The organism is Dyadobacter luteus (assembly GCF_003383615.1).
Classification (GTDB): domain Bacteria; phylum Bacteroidota; class Bacteroidia; order Cytophagales; family Spirosomataceae; genus Dyadobacter; species Dyadobacter luteus.
In genome coordinates this window covers 278,239-296,651 of the sequence record NZ_QNUL01000005.1, presented here as the reverse complement: position 1 = coordinate 296,651, position 18,413 = coordinate 278,239, and the positions used below count along the sequence as shown (strand labels likewise).

General features: G+C 37.6%; 14 protein-coding genes. 11 read left to right on the top strand and 3 right to left on the bottom strand.

Translation table 11 applies throughout. From position 1 onward, the window contains the following. Positions 1 to 4 precede the first annotated feature (4 nt). The 7 genes from DSL64_RS09635 to DSL64_RS09605 all read left to right on the top strand — a co-directional run bounded on the left by DSL64_RS09635 (position 5) and on the right by DSL64_RS09605 (position 8,144). Complete coding sequence (locus DSL64_RS09635; protein ID WP_115830532.1) at positions 5 to 1,156, top strand: glycosyltransferase; 1,152 nt, start codon at positions 5 to 7, stop codon at positions 1,154 to 1,156. 75 nt (positions 1,157 to 1,231) lie between these two features. Continuing rightward, entirely contained in the window at positions 1,232 to 2,296 is a 1,065-nt protein-coding gene (locus DSL64_RS09630; RefSeq protein WP_115830531.1) for an EpsG family protein, read from the top strand. A gap of 57 nt (positions 2,297 to 2,353) precedes the next feature. Continuing rightward, positions 2,354 to 3,460 (top strand): glycosyltransferase, encoded by a 1,107-nt coding sequence (locus DSL64_RS09625; protein WP_115830530.1) that lies wholly within the window; start codon positions 2,354 to 2,356, stop codon positions 3,458 to 3,460. A 76-nt stretch (positions 3,461 to 3,536) separates the two neighbouring features. Then, positions 3,537 to 4,475, top strand: a complete 939-nt coding sequence (locus DSL64_RS09620) for an NAD-dependent epimerase/dehydratase family protein (protein WP_115830529.1) — start codon at positions 3,537 to 3,539, stop codon at positions 4,473 to 4,475. A gap of 53 nt (positions 4,476 to 4,528) precedes the next feature. Further along, complete coding sequence (locus DSL64_RS09615; RefSeq protein ID WP_115830528.1) at positions 4,529 to 5,359, top strand: glycosyltransferase; 831 nt, start codon at positions 4,529 to 4,531, stop codon at positions 5,357 to 5,359. A 310-nt stretch (positions 5,360 to 5,669) separates the two neighbouring features. Further along, on the top strand, positions 5,670 to 7,331 hold the full coding sequence (locus tag DSL64_RS09610) for a glycoside hydrolase family 20 protein (protein WP_158547905.1): 1,662 nt from the start codon (positions 5,670 to 5,672) through the stop codon (positions 7,329 to 7,331). Between the two features lie 243 nt (positions 7,332 to 7,574). Beyond that, positions 7,575 to 8,144 (top strand): serine O-acetyltransferase, encoded by a 570-nt coding sequence (locus tag DSL64_RS09605; RefSeq protein ID WP_115830526.1) that lies wholly within the window; start codon positions 7,575 to 7,577, stop codon positions 8,142 to 8,144. A 6-nt stretch (positions 8,145 to 8,150) separates the two neighbouring features. On the opposite strand, the gene DSL64_RS09600 is transcribed toward DSL64_RS09605, so the two are convergent. Genes DSL64_RS09600 through DSL64_RS09590 form a run of 3 tightly spaced genes read right to left on the bottom strand, consistent with a single transcriptional unit; the run spans position 8,151 to position 12,550 of the window. Next, positions 8,151 to 9,665 carry a DUF1501 domain-containing protein gene (locus tag DSL64_RS09600; protein ID WP_115830525.1) on the bottom strand — a complete coding sequence of 505 codons (1,515 nt, stop codon included), beginning with the start codon at positions 9,663 to 9,665 and terminating at the stop codon, positions 8,151 to 8,153. A gap of 10 nt (positions 9,666 to 9,675) precedes the next feature. Next, positions 9,676 to 11,310, bottom strand: a complete 1,635-nt coding sequence (locus tag DSL64_RS09595) for a DUF1800 domain-containing protein (protein ID WP_115830524.1) — start codon at positions 11,308 to 11,310, stop codon at positions 9,676 to 9,678. A gap of 49 nt (positions 11,311 to 11,359) precedes the next feature. Continuing rightward, positions 11,360 to 12,550, bottom strand: a complete 1,191-nt coding sequence (locus tag DSL64_RS09590) for a T9SS type A sorting domain-containing protein (RefSeq protein WP_115830523.1) — start codon at positions 12,548 to 12,550, stop codon at positions 11,360 to 11,362. Between the two features lie 365 nt (positions 12,551 to 12,915). On the opposite strand from DSL64_RS09590, the gene DSL64_RS09585 reads away from it, so the two are divergent. From DSL64_RS09585 to DSL64_RS09570, 4 genes are all read left to right on the top strand, one after another. Continuing rightward, on the top strand, positions 12,916 to 13,917 hold the full coding sequence (locus tag DSL64_RS09585) for a sugar transferase (RefSeq protein ID WP_115830522.1): 1,002 nt from the start codon (positions 12,916 to 12,918) through the stop codon (positions 13,915 to 13,917). A gap of 35 nt (positions 13,918 to 13,952) precedes the next feature. After that, positions 13,953 to 15,377, top strand: a complete 1,425-nt coding sequence (locus DSL64_RS09580) for a capsule assembly Wzi family protein (RefSeq protein ID WP_115830521.1) — start codon at positions 13,953 to 13,955, stop codon at positions 15,375 to 15,377. Positions 15,378 to 15,463: 86 nt separating this feature from the next. After that, positions 15,464 to 16,843: a capsule assembly Wzi family protein gene (locus DSL64_RS09575; protein ID WP_158547904.1), complete on the top strand. Its 1,380-nt coding sequence runs from the start codon at positions 15,464 to 15,466 to the stop codon at positions 16,841 to 16,843. Positions 16,844 to 16,932: 89 nt separating this feature from the next. Then, positions 16,933 to 18,411 (top strand): capsule assembly Wzi family protein, encoded by a 1,479-nt coding sequence (locus DSL64_RS09570; RefSeq protein WP_115830519.1) that lies wholly within the window; start codon positions 16,933 to 16,935, stop codon positions 18,409 to 18,411. Positions 18,412 to 18,413: the final 2 nt, after the last annotated feature.

Below are 18,413 nucleotides of genomic sequence, written 5' to 3'. Positions count from 1 at the left end.
ACTCATGCAAAACACACAAAAATTTAAAATCGTGTCTCTGGTACATGCATTATCCCACCAGGGAGGATTACAGAGGGTCGCTGTTAACTTGGCCAATTATTGGATATCTAAGGGTCACTTGGTAGAGATCTGGGTATTTAAAGATGAGCCCTGCATTTATCAAATTGATTCAAGAGTAAAAATTAAAGTACTTGTAGAGTCCAGGCCCTCGTACCCCGGAAATAAGATCGTCAAATACATAACAGATTTTTTCCGTCTTATTTCAGGAATAAAAGCCTACATCAAATTATTAAAGACTGAGAAGCCAGATATAGTTTTAATTCACAAATCCACCGTTCATGACGCATTTGTCGGATTTCAACGATTATATAGTAAGCGCACACTTGAACTGCTACACTTGACGTTCAATCAGCATCCACAAATGGAGCAATTTCCAAGTTATGTACGCTATTTTCAAAGTATTACTTACAAATTTATACAACCCAAAAAAAATCTGGTAGTTCTAAATAATGACGTAAAGGATACGGTTATCAGTAGCGGATGGAAAGACGTTACCTGTATATTCAACGCTCTACCTTTCAGATCTGAAACTAAATCCTTGTTGGATAAGAAATATATGCTTGCCGTTGGAAGAGGAGCTCCTCAAAAAGGCTTTCCTATACTTTTGAAGGCTTTTGCTTTAATCGCCCAAAAACACACTGACTGGAAACTTCGGATAATAGGTGAGGGAGTTACCCATAAAGCTAATGAATTGATCGACATTGTAGAGCAATATTCATTACAAAACCAAGTCGAACTTATTGAAACAGTTTCCAACATAAAAGATTATTATTTAGATTCCTCCATCTTTGTATTGTCTTCCTATTATGAGGGTATGCCTATGGCATTAATAGAAGCACAGGAATGTGGCTTACCTATTATCACCTCTGACATAGAAGGTATTAACGACGTCATCAATGAAGACTGTGCTGTCAAATTCGATATTGGAAACTCCCAGCAACTAGCTGAGCAAATGGAACGCCTGCTACTCAATGAGCCACTCAGAAAAAAAATGGCTCAGGAGTCCATACGCAATGCTAGAAATTTTTATATAGAATCCATTGATTTGAAATGGATGGAATTATTTAATGCTACTTTAAAAAAGGATGTGAATTAATCTATTGGGTAGCAGCTCATCTAACTACAAGGCACGCATAAATTAAAGCCCTGTCCGTTTCATTAAGTATAGTCTATGTATAGTTATCTTCTTTTGGTGTTTGTCTTATTGGCTTTCGTGTCGCTTTGCGAATTACTGCCTCTGCAGAAGGATCTGAAGTTGGTAATTTATATAATAGTTTGTATACTTCTTGTCTTTACAGCGTCCACAAGGTACGGAGATCCTGATTATACTAACTATTTGAAAAAATATTACAAAGTACCCGATTGGGGCAACGAATCAGTAATTCTTTCGCCTCAAATACGAATGGAGCCGGGGTACATGTTCTTAAGCGGCCTGTCACGAACCATAGGACTCAAATTTCAGGCTTTTATAGCTATTATTGCATTTTCCAGCATCACGTCCTGTCTGGTTTTCTTTAGAAGGTACACTCCTTATTATTTTTTGGCTGTCCTTATTTACTTCTCACACGTATTTATACTTCGTGATATGCTTCAGATACGGGCAGGACTGTCGATCGCTATTGCAATGTTCGCCCTACCATATATTGAAAAGCGAAATCTCGCTCGCACTGCCATGATTTTGGGGTTTGCGGCTATGTTCCATTTTGTTGGTCTTTTTTTCTTCATCGTCTATTTTAGCTATCCTTATCTCCTCAAAACAAAAACACAGTTGATATTGCTGGGGATAGGATTACTTATCGGAGGCTTTTTAGGAATTGCTTTCTTTAAATTGCTTCAAAAAACTATTAATAATCCAATTTTATGGAATTACATAGTTGATTCCCGTTATTCTTACACACTGGGGCTACTTAATCCTGTATTAATCAAGCACTTCGTCGTTCTCGCTGTATTGATCAAAAATAAAGAATTCTTTGAAAAGCATATTCCGCATTTCAATGTGCTTCTGGTCAGTTATGTAATAGCCGCTTTCTGGCTATCTGCATTCAATATGTTTGCGATTTTTGCAGGCAGGATTGCTACACTATTTTCTAATGTTGAGCACGTGCTAATACCGTCTATCCTATTACTAAAAAAGTATAGATATTTCGCCTTTATAATGATAGTGGCGTATTGTTGTGTTGCTTTTTTCAGCAAGAACAAAGATCTTAAGCAACTTGATTTTTTCTTTAATCGTTAGTAGAACATGATTTGCAAATAAGAAAACACACATTTACAAAATTTGAAATACAAAAAAATGAAGAAAGTCCTATATATAGTCTCTACGTTACAAAGAACGGGTCCTACAAACGTGCTTTATAATTTAATTTCCCATTTGGATAGATCGATATATCATCCAATAATTCTAACACTATCTCCAGAAAATCCTCAACATCATAGCTTAAAACAGCAATTTATTGACCTCGGTATACCAATTCACACACTTGGGCTGTCAAGAATAGATGGTTTTTTAAAGGGTACAAAAAAAATAATGGAATTTGTTAAGGAGAAAAGCATAGATGTGATACATATAAACGGATTTCGTGGAGATTGGATGTTAAGATCAGTTAGTTCTTCTGACTTAAAAGTAATTACTACCATTAACAGTAACATTTTTGATGATTATACGATGTTGTATGGAAAATTAAAAGGTTATATTATGGCCATCCTCCATATAAGATCGATCAAAAATAAAATTGGTATCGCATGCTCAAATGCTGTAGCTGACCAGCTGAATAAAAAATATAATTCTAATCTGAAAGTAATAAACAATGGCATACCAAAGGAAATCTACTTTACAGCAGATGATTCCGTAAAAGTTTCCATTAGGAATGAATTAAAACTACCTACCAATAAAAAAGTTTTCATCTTCGTGGGATATCTTATCTACAGAAAAGATCCAATCACTACAGTAAAAGCATTTATAAATTCAAATGTATGTGAGGATTCAGCGCTGATTATGATTGGAGATGGCCCCCTAATGAATGAATGTAAAGAGATATCCAAAGAATATAAAAACATTTACTTTCTAGGGAATACATCTGAAACTTTGAAATATCTTCAGGCTTCTGACTACTACATTGCATCTTCTCTGTCAGAAGGCCTTCCCACCTCAGTAATGGAGGCCATGGGATGCGGATTACCTGTTTTATTATCTGAAATAGCACCTCACCATGAACTTGTTTCAAAAATGGGAAACTGGAAATATACATTTCCCACAGGCGCTATCGATACACTCTCATTTAAAATTGATGAACTATCAGCAGATAATTATCAAGTATTAAGCAGACGTAACAGAAACGTTATTGACCATGTTATAAATGCCAATACTATGGCAGCATCATATCAATACGAATACCAGTGATAATCTCTATTCTAATCATAATACATTCGTTTCATTATTGAATCACGGAATGTAACCATACTTTAAAATTAACAATATGAGAAAAAAATGCCTTTTGATTGGTGGAGGGGGATTTATAGGTTCAAATCTTGCAAAAGGGCTTCTTTCAAGAAATTATGATGTTAGAATATTTGACGTTAAAAACTTTAACAGAAAAAATATTTCGTCCATTATTCAGAATATTGAGATATTCGAAGGTGACTTCTTTAATCCAGTGGACATTAAAGAGGCATTAAAAAATATTGACTTCGTTTATCATCTTGTAAGCTCAACAATTCCCTCAGAATCGGTACTCAACCCTACATATGATATTGAAACCAATGTCATACCCAGCATCAGACTTTTACAAACTGCACTAGAGACAGGAATCAGGAAAGTTGTTTTTACTTCCTCAGGTGGTACTGTTTATGGAATTCCAAGTGTACTGCCAATACCTGAGTCCCACCCTTCAAATCCTATTAGCTCGTATGGGATAGCGAAGCGAACAATCGAAAGCTACATAAATCTATATAATAAACTATGGGGATTAGATGCTTGTATATTCCGCCTATCTAATCCATATGGAGAAAATCAAAATCCTCAGGGAAAGCAAGGTGTTATTCCAATTTTTCTATACAAAGCACTAACATCGGACACAATTAATGTTTGGGGAGATGGGGAAGTAGTCAGAGATTACATTCATATAGATGATGTGACTCACTGCCTTATCAAATCAATTGAAATAGACACTCCGGAAATTGTCTATAACCTTGGCAGCGGTGTGGGTACATCAATAAATGAAATTATAAATACTATAAGAAAAAATATAAATAAGGACGTAAAAGTAGATTATATGGAGGGCAGAAATTTCGATGTTCCTGTTAATATACTTGATAACAGTCTTCTTAAAAGCCGGTTTAAAATCTCGGGCTTCACTGACCTGGATAAAGGTTTAAATTTGATGTTTGCATATCTAAAAGGTGTAGTTATGCGATAGTCTAACCTTTCGATAGGCTTGCAAGATTACTGGATATTAAAAATTTACGACTAATGGAATTTTCGGTATTGATGTCTATATATTTCAGGGAAAATCCTGTTTTTTTTCAGGAAGCATTGAAGAGTATAATGGATCAATCAGTCAGACCAACTGAGATTGTAATTGTTAAGGATGGACCACTCACTACTGAGTTAGATGTAGTGTTAGAACGCGTTACTCAATCCCAGCCAGATCTATTTAAAGTCGTTTCTCTACCAACAAATAAGGGACTGGGCAATGCACTTCATGTTGGCATATCTCATTGTAGATGCGACATAATTGCTAGAATGGATAGCGACGACATCGCTACACGAGACAGGTTCGAAAAGCAGCTCAGTTATTTGATGTCTCATCCGGAGGTAGCAGTATTAGGCAGTAACATTGAAGAATTTAATGGTGTACCAGGAGATCTTGGAATAGTCAGGTTGATGCCTTCAAGTAATGACGAGATAATAAAGTTCTCCAAACTACGAAATCCAATGAATCACCCCTCAGTAATGTATCGAAAATCAGCAGTGCTTGAATCAGGAAGTTATAACCCAGAATTACTCTATTTTGAAGATTACTCTTTATTCGTGAAAATGCTGAATAAAGGATTTAAATTACACAATCTTCCTGAAACCTTGCTTTATTTCAGAGTCGGAAACGGTATTGAGACCATCAAAAGGAGAAGCGGGATTATGTATATTCGTCACGAACTGAAATTTGTGACATATATCTACAACCTAGGGCACTTAAGCAACACCGAACTCCTCAAATATCTTATTATCCGAATACCTGTAAGAATACTGCCTGCGAAGGTGGTCCTATTATTCTATAATGTTTTCTTACGAAAAAAGAGTTAACCAATAGCGAAAAATTCTGGACTTACTAATATAGTAATCTACAACCTGGGAGGTATTTCATTAACGTATACAAACTTTAACTTAAACCATCAGTCGCACTCCTTTTCATACATTGTTTTTCCCGAGCCTGTCTCATCAAGCAACGTGGCATACAGAAGAGACTATTTGTCCCAGATTCCCAGTCATTTGGAGAGGTATTTGCCTATTATGAGAATGAGCACTAATAATCTCAACAAACATGATCAGATTCCTATTAACTTTCTTGATTTTTATAAACACAACTTTGTGTTTTTGTAAAGAGATTGTTTTCGTGAGTAATCAGAAGACTAGCTATCAGATTGTGATACCTAAAAAAGTGAATAGTCTGGAGTTACAAGCTAGTAGAGAACTACAAACCTATATACACAAGGCCACTGGTGTCAAACTTGAGATTGTGCAAAACGGAAGCCCCAAAAAAAACAAAATTTACATTGGTAAGAAACTTGGATCACATAAAGGCTATTGGCTTTCAGTGTCGGGTGATGGTTACTCTATTGATATCATCAACAATGATGTTTTCTTAAATGGCGGTAATGGAAAGGGGATTCTATATGCGGCATATGGATTTCTGGAAAAAGTTATGGGGGTCGAGCAATTAGATATGCACGAGTGGTATATACCTAAGAACTCTACTATTAAATTCACAGAAAAAATAAGTGCAGTATACAATCCTGCGTTCAAACAACGAGATATTTACAATGACTTGTCCTACAGCGATAATTATACTGACTGGAATATGTTGACGCATTTTTTTAAAGAGCCCAATGAATGGGGAATGTTTGGTCACACTTTCTTCAAATTAATTCCACCTAAGGCTTATCTGGCCAGTCACCCGGAATATTTCTCACTAGTTAGTGGCAAAAGACTCCCTGGTCAACTTTGCCTTAGTAATTCAGATGTTGCTAAAACTTTGATAGATACCTTGCGTATCCTTGTAAACCAGAAACCTAACAAACTATTTTGGATGGTTGGACAAGAAGATACTGGAAGCTTTTGTACCTGTGATAAATGTAAAGATGGTTATCAAAAGTGGGGTGGCCATAGTGGCATGTTGATGAAATTCATAAACAACGTAGCAAAAGAATTTCCGACTAAAATTATTGCGACTTTTGCATATCACGAAACATTAAGTCCTCCGTCCCTAAAAAATGTAAAACCCTTACCAAATGTATTAATTTGCTATGCTCCTATTGAAGCTTACCGCGAGAAATCGTTTGATAAGCTTTCAAATACAAATTACTTCTTATACTTGAAAAAGTGGAAGTCGATTACGAAACATTTGATGGTTTATGATTATACTGAAAATTTCATTGATTTCTTAAGACCCTATCCGACAATTTTTACGTTCAAACCTAACCTGCTTCTTTTTAAGGAAATTGGAGTAGATTATGTGTATATGGAGAGTTTTATTAAAATTGTAGGAGATTTAAAGGAACTAAAATCTTATGTCTTGTCAAAGTTATTATGGAATCCACAATTAGATGACAATGCATTGATCACAACGTTTTGTGATAGGTATTATAAGGAGGCTTCGCCTTATTTACAACAATACATTTTTACAGTCCAGGCAGCAGTTCGGGAAGAAAAAGATAGACTGAGATCATGGGGAGGAACGACGGGTTATTTAAAACCAGCTCACTTATCAAATTACGATAGGATACTAGAGCAGGCATCATCTGCAGCAGGTTCGGATTCGGTAGTGCTCGGCAGAATCAATCGGGTAAGGATGAATGTTGACTTTAATTTGCTAAACCTCCCTAGTGATACCACTCAGAACGTATCTCCTTCTCAACGGAATGTTTTAGGGAGAGATCAAAAGTACGTGGATAGAAAAGCTAGATTCATCAAAACAGTTAAGGATGAGAAAATTCTGGACTTTGTTAAAGGTGGAAAATGGATTTTAGCAAATGAATTCATAAAATCTCTAAAATAGCACTTATTATTTAGTTCAGTAGATGATCGGTAGGTTCAGTCCGAGCAGAAAATTTTCTAAGCTGTGCTATCCACGCTGGCTGCCGAAAATTTATTCAATACTTTGATTAGTAATTCTATTGAATTATGTAGAACTTAGCCCATTGACAGACACAGATTCATTTAAGAGTAACAATTTCATAATACAAATACTCATCTCGTTAGAGTAAAATTTTATGGAGATGAATAGCAGCTCAACATTTACATGAATACCGCTACTAAAGCAGACCTATTTAGACATTCTGGTAAAATATCTTTGGGGAAATTTCTATTTTGTCTGATTCGAATTCCCGGGTTCAGATTCATCTATCTGTGGAGAAAAGCAAAGCGCTACAGCAAATACAATCCTTTGGGTCTCCTTTTCAAATTATTGTATATACATTTCGCATATAAGTATGGTTTTCAAATTCCCCTACATGTTCAGATTGGAAGTGGATTCTATATAGGACATTTCGGAACAATTATAATCAACAGAAGTGCAGTTATTGGAAATAATTGTAACATTGCTCCTAATGTTACAATAGGTCAAACTAATAAAGGGGATAAAAAAGGTGTCCCTCACATCGGAAATGAGGTCTGGATTGGTACTGGAACTGTTATAGTCGGAAAAATAAAGATAGGAAATAACGTCCTTATTGCACCCAACAGCTTCATTAATTCTGATGTACCCTCGAATTCACTAGTTATGGGAAACCCTGCTACTGTAATACCAAAATCAAAAGATATAACAGACGATTATGTAATAAATATATTTGGTGAGGGTAAGCTTAAGTAATTTAATTTATCCTGTCGTGCTTATTTTATAGTTACCCATTAAGCTCAATTCTGCTCCACTACCAACATAAATATTTTTCACAGTAACATTCTGCCCCAAATTAATCTGGTGTCCATTATTTATTTTCACATAATCGTTTACACCAGGGGGACGTCCGGTGGACCAGATATTCCTATCAGGCCAAAAACCCGAACTAACGGATTCAACAGTTTCGGAGAATAAACTGATGGTATCAAATTCCTTAAACAAAATACTATTAGTGCTGGATTGGCTGTTTCCAAACCAGTCATTAAGTATATCACCATAAACCCGCCTGAAATCTATCTGCATTTTTACATTCTGATTTTTATCCCAAGGTACAATTGGCGGTAACAGGTCGCTGACAAGATTCGGATTCGTACCTACAACCTGTCTTTTAACTCCGGATCCAAATACAAACATGGGAGCAGCAACACCGTGATCTGTACCTTTGGAAGCATTTGAGTTAGCTCTTCTTCCGAACTCAGAGAATGTCATACCAATTACCTTATTCTCATTTCCTTGTAAAATTAAATCATTTTGAAATGCTGCTATTGAGTCAGACAGATTTTTAAGCAGTGTTGCGTGTACACCTTCCAATGAAGTTGTTCCCACCTGAGTCGCATGAGTATCAAAACCTCCCATTTCAACATAATAAATCTTAGTCTGCAATCCCCCATGAATCAAACGAGCTACGATCTTCAATTGCTGTGCAAGGGAAGCAGCCGGGTAAGCTCCTAAATTGGTTCCCTTATCAGCAGCAGACTTGATTTCATTTGAGTACCCGACAGAAAGAACCTGCTGCTGCCGGATAAAGCTAATCATATCTCCAGCGTCACAGCATGGCAGATTGGTTTCGGAAACTTCTCCGATATTACCCAGGAGAGAATAAAACCTTTGCGGATCCTGGATTGCCACATTCATAGGCTGATCATTTCCAAACAATGTGGGTGTATCAATATATCCTATCTGAATCGCTAAAGGATCTCTCATCTGATCATTAGGATACCCATCCGGATAGGTTTTGAATCTATCTTGCAAATATCTTCCAGCCCAGCCTGATCGAGAATACTGATTTGAATCCACACCAGTCATCAAAATTTCAGTTGACCTGGGGTGAGACAAATCCGGGTTAGGGTATGATACAGAATGCACTATTGCTAACTTCCCATCGTTGTAAAGGTTCCTCATGCCATCCATAGAAGGATGTAAACCCGTTTCCAAATTGCCTTCGAGCGGAAGGACCCTATTTTCGGGAATTGCAATATTGCTTCTTAGATTAAAATATTCAGAGTAATACTCAATGGGAATAACTGTATTAAGCCCGTCATTACCTCCATTTAGATAGATTATCACTAAAATTTTGTCTTGCTCTAACGAGTTAGTAGCCAGAGCAGATTGAACCAACTTTGAGTTCTCATTGTATGCCTTTAGGCCAAGCCCATTAACGGTAAGTGGAAGCACCATGGAAGATGCTGCAGCAAGAAAATCCCTCCTTTTCATAATTAAAGACTTAAAATACATGAAACTCTGCCATACGCAACATATACCTCATAAGCAGGAGGCATCTCCATTTCACCACGTCTTGGCGACTTACATTGGCAGGCGATAATCTATAACGTGTCCACTCATTGATCCAATTATTCCTGGGAAGTCGTTGCATCATAATTGTGTCTATTAAAAAATCGGTCTGCGATTGATTGAGCTCTATCGCAAAAAGGTTCTTTGACATTTGGCTAAATACATACTCACATGATATAGAGTCTGTACCCTCCACGTCATTAAAATTAGGCTGCATAGATGTTATCCATACAAGCATATCTCTACCGAGAAGTGTACCCGGCTTAATCTCAACATATGGATATATGAAATATTCCATAGCATTATTGCGAAAACCAATGGCAGTTCCATTTATCCAATTTTTAGAATAACCGGATTGATAGTATGGAACGGATCCGAACACCAAGGGCTGGTTTAAAAAATTCAGCTGCAGAGAATCCATGTAACCTATCACAAACTGCGTGTATTTTCTAAATGCTACAAAGTCTGTTTTAAAGTCTGGTACGGGCTGATCGAAGAATCTAAGTAAACCGATCAGAACTTCCGCTGGTGATTTTATAATAGCACCACGATTTCTTACATCATAGAAAATGTCACTTGTGAGCAATTTTTTAAGAAGATTACCAATATTATAGTTATTTTCAGAGCTGACAAAAAAATTAGCCAATGGAACAATCACATTATCTTCAATTTCAGCAGTTACATTATTGTTCACATACCAACGATAAAGCTTTCTGACTATAAATTTACTCGACTCTCCATGACTCAAAAGTATGTCTATCAGGTCTTCAATATCTCTCTCTCCGGAAGTAGCTCCTATACGAGCAGGAATACTCCTATTCGCATATTTTGAAGAAAACTTTTTTTCATCCGTATCATGTCTACCTTCATTAAATGACACTCCAAATGAAGTAGAACCTGCTGATAAATAATTACTCACCTGCCATCCCGTTAACGCCCTTGCAGCAGCCCTTACATCATCTTCAGTATAGTTTAAATTCCCGTAAAAATCCTTCTGTCCTACAACAAAGAGCTCCTGTAATTCTCTCGCATAGTTTTCATTTGGCCTGATTTTTTGGTTTTCATTACCATTTTGAAAAAGAAGCATAGCAGCATCTTTGGTCATCTCAATACAAAAAGTCCGAAAATTACCAGTTGACATCGATCTTATTAACTGCAGATACGAATAAGTCATCCTGTAATCTAAAACTGTGAGTTGAGATACTACGAAGTGATTCTGCCAAAACGTTGCTAGTTTTTCCAGAACCGAGGGACGACCATTCTGAACTGCCATTAGACCTACCCACCAATGTTTGATACATATGCTTAAATTATATGATCTTAAGTTGTTATAAGGGGCATTAATGAAAGGCTGCCCACCGGTTGGTTTGGTCTCATCCAAATCTACAGGAGTATCAGCATTTAGCGTATAGGGAATGTTCTCAAACAAAAGATCTACAGCCTGTGATGCAGTTAAGCCAGTAAAGGATGTAATTTCGCTTTGGGTGGGACCATAAGTAGCTCTTCTCAGTAAATGCGCAGCAGTCTGAGCAGTAAGTAGCGGTGTGTATGTATCAAGATAAGCCATAGCTATGATTGTATATCAGTTCACTTCTGCAGTGGGCGTGGGTAGTCAGTTATCTTATTGAAACTTTATGGGTACTCGAAGCCTGATCCTTATAGAAAACAACGAAAATATATTGCCCACGCGGAATGGTTTCAACATCTAATCCATCTGAAGGAAGTAGCCCACTGTAGTATAGGGTACCAGTTAAACTGAGGAGTTTGACACCAGAGATATCAGAGCTCCTTGACTTTACATAAATTTTGCTGGTCGCAGGATTAGGAAACAAAACCGTCCTCTCGCCATTACTTTCATCAAATCTCACCTGGATAATATTACTATATGCATAAGATTGATCCTGATCGACCATCTTTAAACGATATAGATTTTGTCCGTATAGTGGTTTTGTGTCCAAATAATAGTAAGAATGAGTAATATTAGAATTTCGAGCAGCAATAACTTTATCGAGCGTTACCCACCCCCCCTTATCTCCACTTCGTTGAATTTCAAAATAATCACTCCCTTTCTCAGCTGACGTCTCCCAGTTAAGCTGTACTTTACTTTCTATGGCCAGACCTTTGAAGTTAATAAGGTTTACAGGTAACGCTCCTCTTGCTACACCAAAGGTGTATACATTGTAACTACTAGGAACTATGGGAATTACAGAAGTTAATGAGCCGGAAGAAACAGAACTGCTATTTCCCAGAATAGATACAGGATCAATCACAGATTGAACTTTTATCCATTTACCGCCGTCCCAACCAACAATTAGAAGTTTTGACAAATCCTCACCCGCTAAAAGACCGGCAATATCGCTTTCGCTGTCCCAACTTAACGTAATCTTTGAGTTTGAATCTCCGTTTATATCCCAGTATTCCTGAGCACTCACTCGGGCAACCTCCATTCCCATGCTATTTATGTTGAATGGGGCTCCTGAAGGTAAAGGGATATAATCTCCCCCATTTGTATCACTCGTGACAGCAATACTGGGATTTGCAGCAAAATAGCTCCCTATCACACCCAAACCGTCAGCTGCAAATGGTCTGAGTTTACCATTATCTCCAACAGGAAAAATGAGTCTCCCCTCTCCCCGGTTTTTGACATATCCATCAACATACTCTGTAATAGGCTCATTGACAGATCCTGAAATATAACTTATGAAACCCACAGGCTCAATCCTACTGGTACTGAGTGTTTGGCCAGTTACCTTATTGACTGATGAGAAACACAAAATCACGAACAAAATTGTCTTATCAATTTTCATAACAATTCGCATTTGTAATACACATTCGCGAATGTATGTAGAATTATTTATAATCGAACAAAATTATAGAAAAATTATACTACATAACAATGACAAAAAATCGTAGCACTAGTATTACTCAATCTTCCACCACCCTACGCATGAATTAACTATTTTACCCACAGAGGGATTTTCCCCCTCCTCCTAATATGTTGGCACCTATATGGCCAATAAGCAAATTTGCCTGGTGGTCGCCATTAGGTGACATAATCAGATATTATTATTATTGACTTTAACTTTGACAACAAATATTCTTTCATTTTTAAAAGTTTATGCCTAAACTTGCGATGCTTTCGCACACATTTATTAATTCTTAATGCACACCTATGAGCCAGACCTCTGTTTCTGACCGTAAATATGTACACCGCGTTCTTAGCAAGACTGCTGCTACAGATGAAGTTTTGATTATCACCAGTTACGACTACTTTCTTCAAAAGTATGATCTCCGGCTTCTGAAATCTGTGTATAAGGAGATTATCCTAATCCCTCACTCCACTGATGATGACTATTTATTGAAGCATACAGTTAGCCCATTGCTCGAAAAGTATGAGAAAATACATCTTATTACCAATCCACAGTATGATAGTCGCTATAGGGTTATTTATGAACTTGTTGTCAGAAAAAATAAGTCAATACGAATAACAACAGTATTCGATTTTTGCGAAAAGAATCTGAAAAAAATCTACATTCCGGAATCCATTGGGGATACAAATCCTAACTTGTCTGAAATATCCTCTTTTGGAAAGCGAATAAAGTATCCAAAAAAAATTATAGATGTAACCGTCTCTATTTTATTATTCCTGGCTAGTTTTCCATTTTGGGTTTTGAGTTATATTAAGATTAAGATGCAATCTCCAGGACCCATATTCTTTCGCCAAGAACGAGTGGGCTTAGCAAACAAACTCTTCTACTGCATTAAGTTTCGTTCTATGGGACTCGACGCGGAAGCTAATGGCGCTACATTTTCTAAAAAGAAAGATTCCAGAGTATTTTCATATGGTGGGTTCATGAGACAAACCCGTATAGATGAGCTTCCTCAAATCATAAATATCTTTAACCGGGACATCTCCCTGATTGGTCCAAGGCCGGAAAGACCAGTTTTTACTGAAAGTTTTGACGAAATCATTCCTTACTACAATATGCGTCACAATATTAAACCCGGAATTACAGGTTATGCCCAAGTGATGTACTCTTACGGAGCGGGCGTATATGATGCTAGGCACAAATTAATGTATGATCTTTATTATATTAAAAACTGGACTCTCCTCTTAGAGTTTAAAATAATACTGATGACCATCATGGTTATTTTCGGGAAAAGGGGTCGATAGTATCTTACAAAATTACTAAGATTGTCACCCATCCAATGAAAGGTATCCCCTTAGTTATATTTTTTTGCTGGTTGCATGCAACAGTAGCATTCGGCCAGGACTCTACTATAACATACAACGTAAATCTGCAGGGGGCTATACCTCACGGAAACCTCCCGTTTTGGCTCCATTCTAATACTAATGGTAATATACCTTTGCAAGGTTCCTTTGCGTTGGGACAATTCTCACTTCACAAAAATTACCATGTACATAACCCACGTTTCTTCCAATGGTCTGCAGGAGTAGAGGCAGTTACATCAGTTGGAAAGATTAATGAAGCCTTCTTTTCTGACTTCTATATTGCAGGAAAAGCGGGACCTATAGAACTTATAATTGGCCAGCGCAAAGAATTTACCGGACTAGCAGACAGTCTTCTAACCTCTGGTTCAGTAGGTATGGGAAGCGATTTCCGACCATATCCAAAAATACAACTTTCAACTCCCAAATTTTTCAATATCATTCCAGGAAGTGATTTCCTAGCCTTTAAGTTCTCCTACTCTGATGCAATTCTTGGAGGTGCAAATGTTCAATATGGCAATATTTCCTACATACCAGATGTTTATTTACATCAAAAAACACTGTATGCCCGAATCGGTGGAATATATTCCAAATTAAGCTTATATGCCGGCTTTAACCATCAAGCTATGTGGGGCGGTGAGGATCAAATATTTTCAGGGGGGTTAAAAAGGATGACAGCTTACAATTATGTAATTTTTGGAAAACCCTGGGCTCGAAGCAGAGTTGGAAATCATTTCGGCACAATAGACCTTGCGGTCGAAATGAGAATCAATACCGGATCATTTTTGTTATATCGGCAAAGTATTTATGAAGACGGCTCACTGGCGCAACTATCTAACGTGACTGACGGATTAAATGGAATCAGGTTCAAAAGAAATAATCGCATATCTGATAAATCCCTGAGAGTAAATACGGCTTTGCTAGAGTTCATCTATACAAAAAACCAGGGTGGAGAAATATTCGATTTCCACGGAGGTATATTCGGTAATGATAATTACTACAATCACTATGTATATAGACAAGGGTGGTCATACCGTGGGCGATCTTTAGGAAACCCCTTATTGTCTGCACAGTCACTACTCCGAGACAATCTCCCAAAAGATCCTTCTTCATTTACAACTAACAACAGGATAGTTGGACTACATACTGGCTTGGACATTCTATGGCGTGATTACAAAATTGCCTTTAAAGGAACATTTACCCAAAATTCCGGAACATATAATACTCCATTTGATCCGCCGCTAAATCAATTTTCATTTTTATTGCGCATGGAGAGACCAATAGAATTTTTTAATGGAAGTGTTATGTATCTGAATATAGCTGCCGATAAGGGCAAAATATACCCATCAAGTACAGCGGTTAGCGTGGGTTGGCTGAAGCATGGCTTTCTTAGCAAGCAATAATCTCATAGCTTTGCACAAAAAACAGTGAACTTCGTATTAGAGTGTTGGTTATTAGGCATATTTTTACTTTAATTTTAATCCTTTCTTTGCTTCAGGGAGTCGAAGCACAAGATTCAACTGTACTTTATAGTGCTGCTATTTATGGAGCTGGAAGCACTTCCCAAAGATCATCATTTTGGTTACATTCTAATCAATACGGTACTGTATCAACCTCGGGTAATTTCGCACTCGCTAAATTTGCGATCAATAAACGTTACCATCCTGGTAATCCTCGCATTATTCAATGGGCGGCTGGGATTGAAGCCGTTGCGTCTTATGGCAAACAGGGAGACATATTTCTGTCTGATGCCTACATGGCAGCGAAGTTAGGCCCCGTTGAAGTTTTGGCAGGACAAAAAAAATCCATCACGGGTATTGTGGATACAGTTCTTACATCCGGTTCTCTCAGTATATCGGGGAATGCGCGTCCGATCCCGGTAATCCAGATTGCCATTCCCGAATTCTATCCTCTGAATTTTACCGGAGGATTTCTTTCTGTAAAGGCCTCCTATTCCGATGGCCTGCTTAACAGCTCTGATATCAATTATGGAGCAGCTCGTCATATTCCTAATACCTATTTCCATCAAAAATCCGTTTATTTCAGACTGGGGAACGAACAAATGAAGCTGAACGGTTATGCTGGAATGAATCATCAGGCTGTATGGGGAGGAGAAAGTGAAATTTATCCCATACAGGAAATATCGAATTCAAAAGCCTATTGGCACACTGTAACCGGAACACAGTATAACCATATGAGACTCGGTAATCATTTTGGCACAATAGATCTGGCATTAAAATGGAAGCAAGAAAACTGGACATACTTCGTCTACAGACAGAACGTTTATGATACAGGCTCACTTTTCAAAGTAGTCAATTTTCAGGATGGCCTTAATGGATTGAGCATCAAACGAACCAAACGGATAACCGAGCCATATTTTGTATTCAATTCTTTTTTATTGGAAATGGTTTATACAAAAAACCAACGGAATAACAATCCAATGTCGGGACTAGGAATTTATGAAACAGCCAATTATTACAATCACTTTATCTATAGAAACGGTTGGTCTTACTACGGAAGAAATATGGGAACTCCTCTGATTGCTAACGCTACAGACGATAGGCAGGACGTACGATCGACCGAGTTCACTCATAACAATCGTATAATGGCATTTAATCTGGGGGCAACTGCGGCGTGGTTAAACTCAAATTTGTTGTTTCGATGTACTTATTCACGTAACTTTGGAACATATGTAAACCCCTTACCCTACGGTAAGAACCAATTTTCTTTTATCATAAATGGAGAACATAACCTCAACGGCAGGCGGGGACTAGCCATTCAGCTAACTGCCGCTTCAGATATCGGACAACTCTACAGGAATTCAAACAGTATCATGCTCGGCGTAAAAAAAACTGGGTTTTTAAATTAATTCCAGATGTCTGTTAGAATAACAAAAAAATCTCTGGATTACATTAATTTAATTTTTTATAGTAATTTTCGAGCCTGACCACACATTATATGATCCTTTACAGATTGAAATCTCTAAAATTCTTATTCGTTATCATTTACACCTTTCCTTTAATCAGCTATTCGCAATCAGAATTACTGAACGAAGTAAGAGATTCTACAACCAACTATATAGAAGTATCCGCTTACGGAGCTTCTGCCTCTAATACCCCATTCTGGCTTCAGGCAAACCAATATGGAATTGTACCGAAAACATCACCCACAGGATCCTTACGCGGGCAACTTGAAAAGATAGGCCGCATTAATAGCAGTGGAACACTACGAATTGGAGCGGGCGTCGAGTTAGTTTCAAATTTCAACAAAGACAATAATAAACTTCTTTTACCACAGGCCTACGGAACGCTTCGATTTAAAAATTGGGAGCTATTTGTTGGTAGAAAAAAGCAAGTAATAGGACTGGCAGATTCTACAATAAGCTCCGGATCCTATTCCTGGTCTCAGAATGCTCTGCCTATTCCCAAAATTTCCATTGGTACCATGGGCTTTGTCAATGTACCGTTTACAAAGGGATGGATTTCCTTCAATGGCTTCTACTCCGATGGTTTTTTTGAAAATTCCCGACCAGTAACCAGTGAGCTAAAACTGCATCAAAAGCAATTATATATTCGTCTTGGGAAAGTTTCATCGCGGGTTAAACTTTACGGAGGCTTTAACCATCAGGTTCAATGGGGAGGTAAATCAGAGCATAATACAGAAGAAGGTGTGATGCCACGGGGTTTTTCTAACTATATCAACGTTATTACCGGAAAAGCACACAGTAAAAATCCAGGTATTAATGACGCAACGGGTAGAGTTGGAAATCACTTGGGTTCTATCGATTTGGGGATGGAAATTGAAACCTATTCCACAAGTATACTTTTTTACCGCCAAAGCCTTTATGAGGATGGATCATTATTCTGGTTAGCTAACATAGAGGATGGGCTGAATGGCTTTCGTATGAAGTTTAAAAATTCATACGGAGGCAATTTTGAAATCACCTCCATGGTTTTGGAATTCTTGTATACAAAAGACCAGGGTGGAGATACAGCGGATTGGGGTCAACCTAGTTGGGCAAGAGGAAAGGACGATTACTTTAACAACGGTCAGGTTAGAGATGGGTGGTCCTATTACGGAAGAACCATAGGAACTCCTTTTATTCCTCCCACCTCAGATACCGTATGGAATTATCCCCAATACGCTGATTTTATGACAAGTAACAATCGTGTTGCTGTTTTTCACCTGGGACTTCAAGGAACTCTTTTTCAAAAAATTGGATGGATAAGCAAATTATCTTATTCCAGTAACTCGGGTACCTATGATGCGCCTATCTACCCACATGCCAACCAATTCTCCGGCCTCCTCGCATTTCAGTCACACCTGAATTTTCTTGGAGGAGCAACCCTGAAAGGATCCTTGGCTGCTGATATAGGTAAACTCTATCCTACCACATACGGATTTTCATTGGGACTCAGAAAAGATTTTTCCTTCTAATT

What these genes read in the sequence shown, in the direction of transcription:
- DSL64_RS09635 (WP_115830532.1), top strand. Translation starts at nt 5, where the DNA reads ATGCAAAACACACAAAAATTTAAAATCGTGTCTCTGGTACATGCATTA.
- DSL64_RS09630 (WP_115830531.1), top strand. Translation starts at nt 1,232, where the DNA reads ATGTATAGTTATCTTCTTTTGGTGTTTGTCTTATTGGCTTTCGTGTCG.
- DSL64_RS09625 (WP_115830530.1), top strand. Translation starts at nt 2,354, where the DNA reads ATGAAGAAAGTCCTATATATAGTCTCTACGTTACAAAGAACGGGTCCT.
- DSL64_RS09620 (WP_115830529.1), top strand. Translation starts at nt 3,537, where the DNA reads ATGAGAAAAAAATGCCTTTTGATTGGTGGAGGGGGATTTATAGGTTCA.
- DSL64_RS09615 (WP_115830528.1), top strand. Translation starts at nt 4,529, where the DNA reads ATGGAATTTTCGGTATTGATGTCTATATATTTCAGGGAAAATCCTGTT.
- DSL64_RS09605 (WP_115830526.1), top strand. Translation starts at nt 7,575, where the DNA reads ATGAATACCGCTACTAAAGCAGACCTATTTAGACATTCTGGTAAAATA.
- DSL64_RS09600 (WP_115830525.1), bottom strand. Translation starts at nt 9,665, where the DNA reads ATGAAAAGGAGGGATTTTCTTGCTGCAGCATCTTCCATGGTGCTTCCA.
- DSL64_RS09595 (WP_115830524.1), bottom strand. Translation starts at nt 11,310, where the DNA reads ATGGCTTATCTTGATACATACACACCGCTACTTACTGCTCAGACTGCT.
- DSL64_RS09590 (WP_115830523.1), bottom strand. Translation starts at nt 12,550, where the DNA reads ATGAAAATTGATAAGACAATTTTGTTCGTGATTTTGTGTTTCTCATCA.
- DSL64_RS09585 (WP_115830522.1), top strand. Translation starts at nt 12,916, where the DNA reads ATGAGCCAGACCTCTGTTTCTGACCGTAAATATGTACACCGCGTTCTT.
- DSL64_RS09580 (WP_115830521.1), top strand. Translation starts at nt 13,953, where the DNA reads ATGAAAGGTATCCCCTTAGTTATATTTTTTTGCTGGTTGCATGCAACA.
- DSL64_RS09570 (WP_115830519.1), top strand. Translation starts at nt 16,933, where the DNA reads ATGATCCTTTACAGATTGAAATCTCTAAAATTCTTATTCGTTATCATT.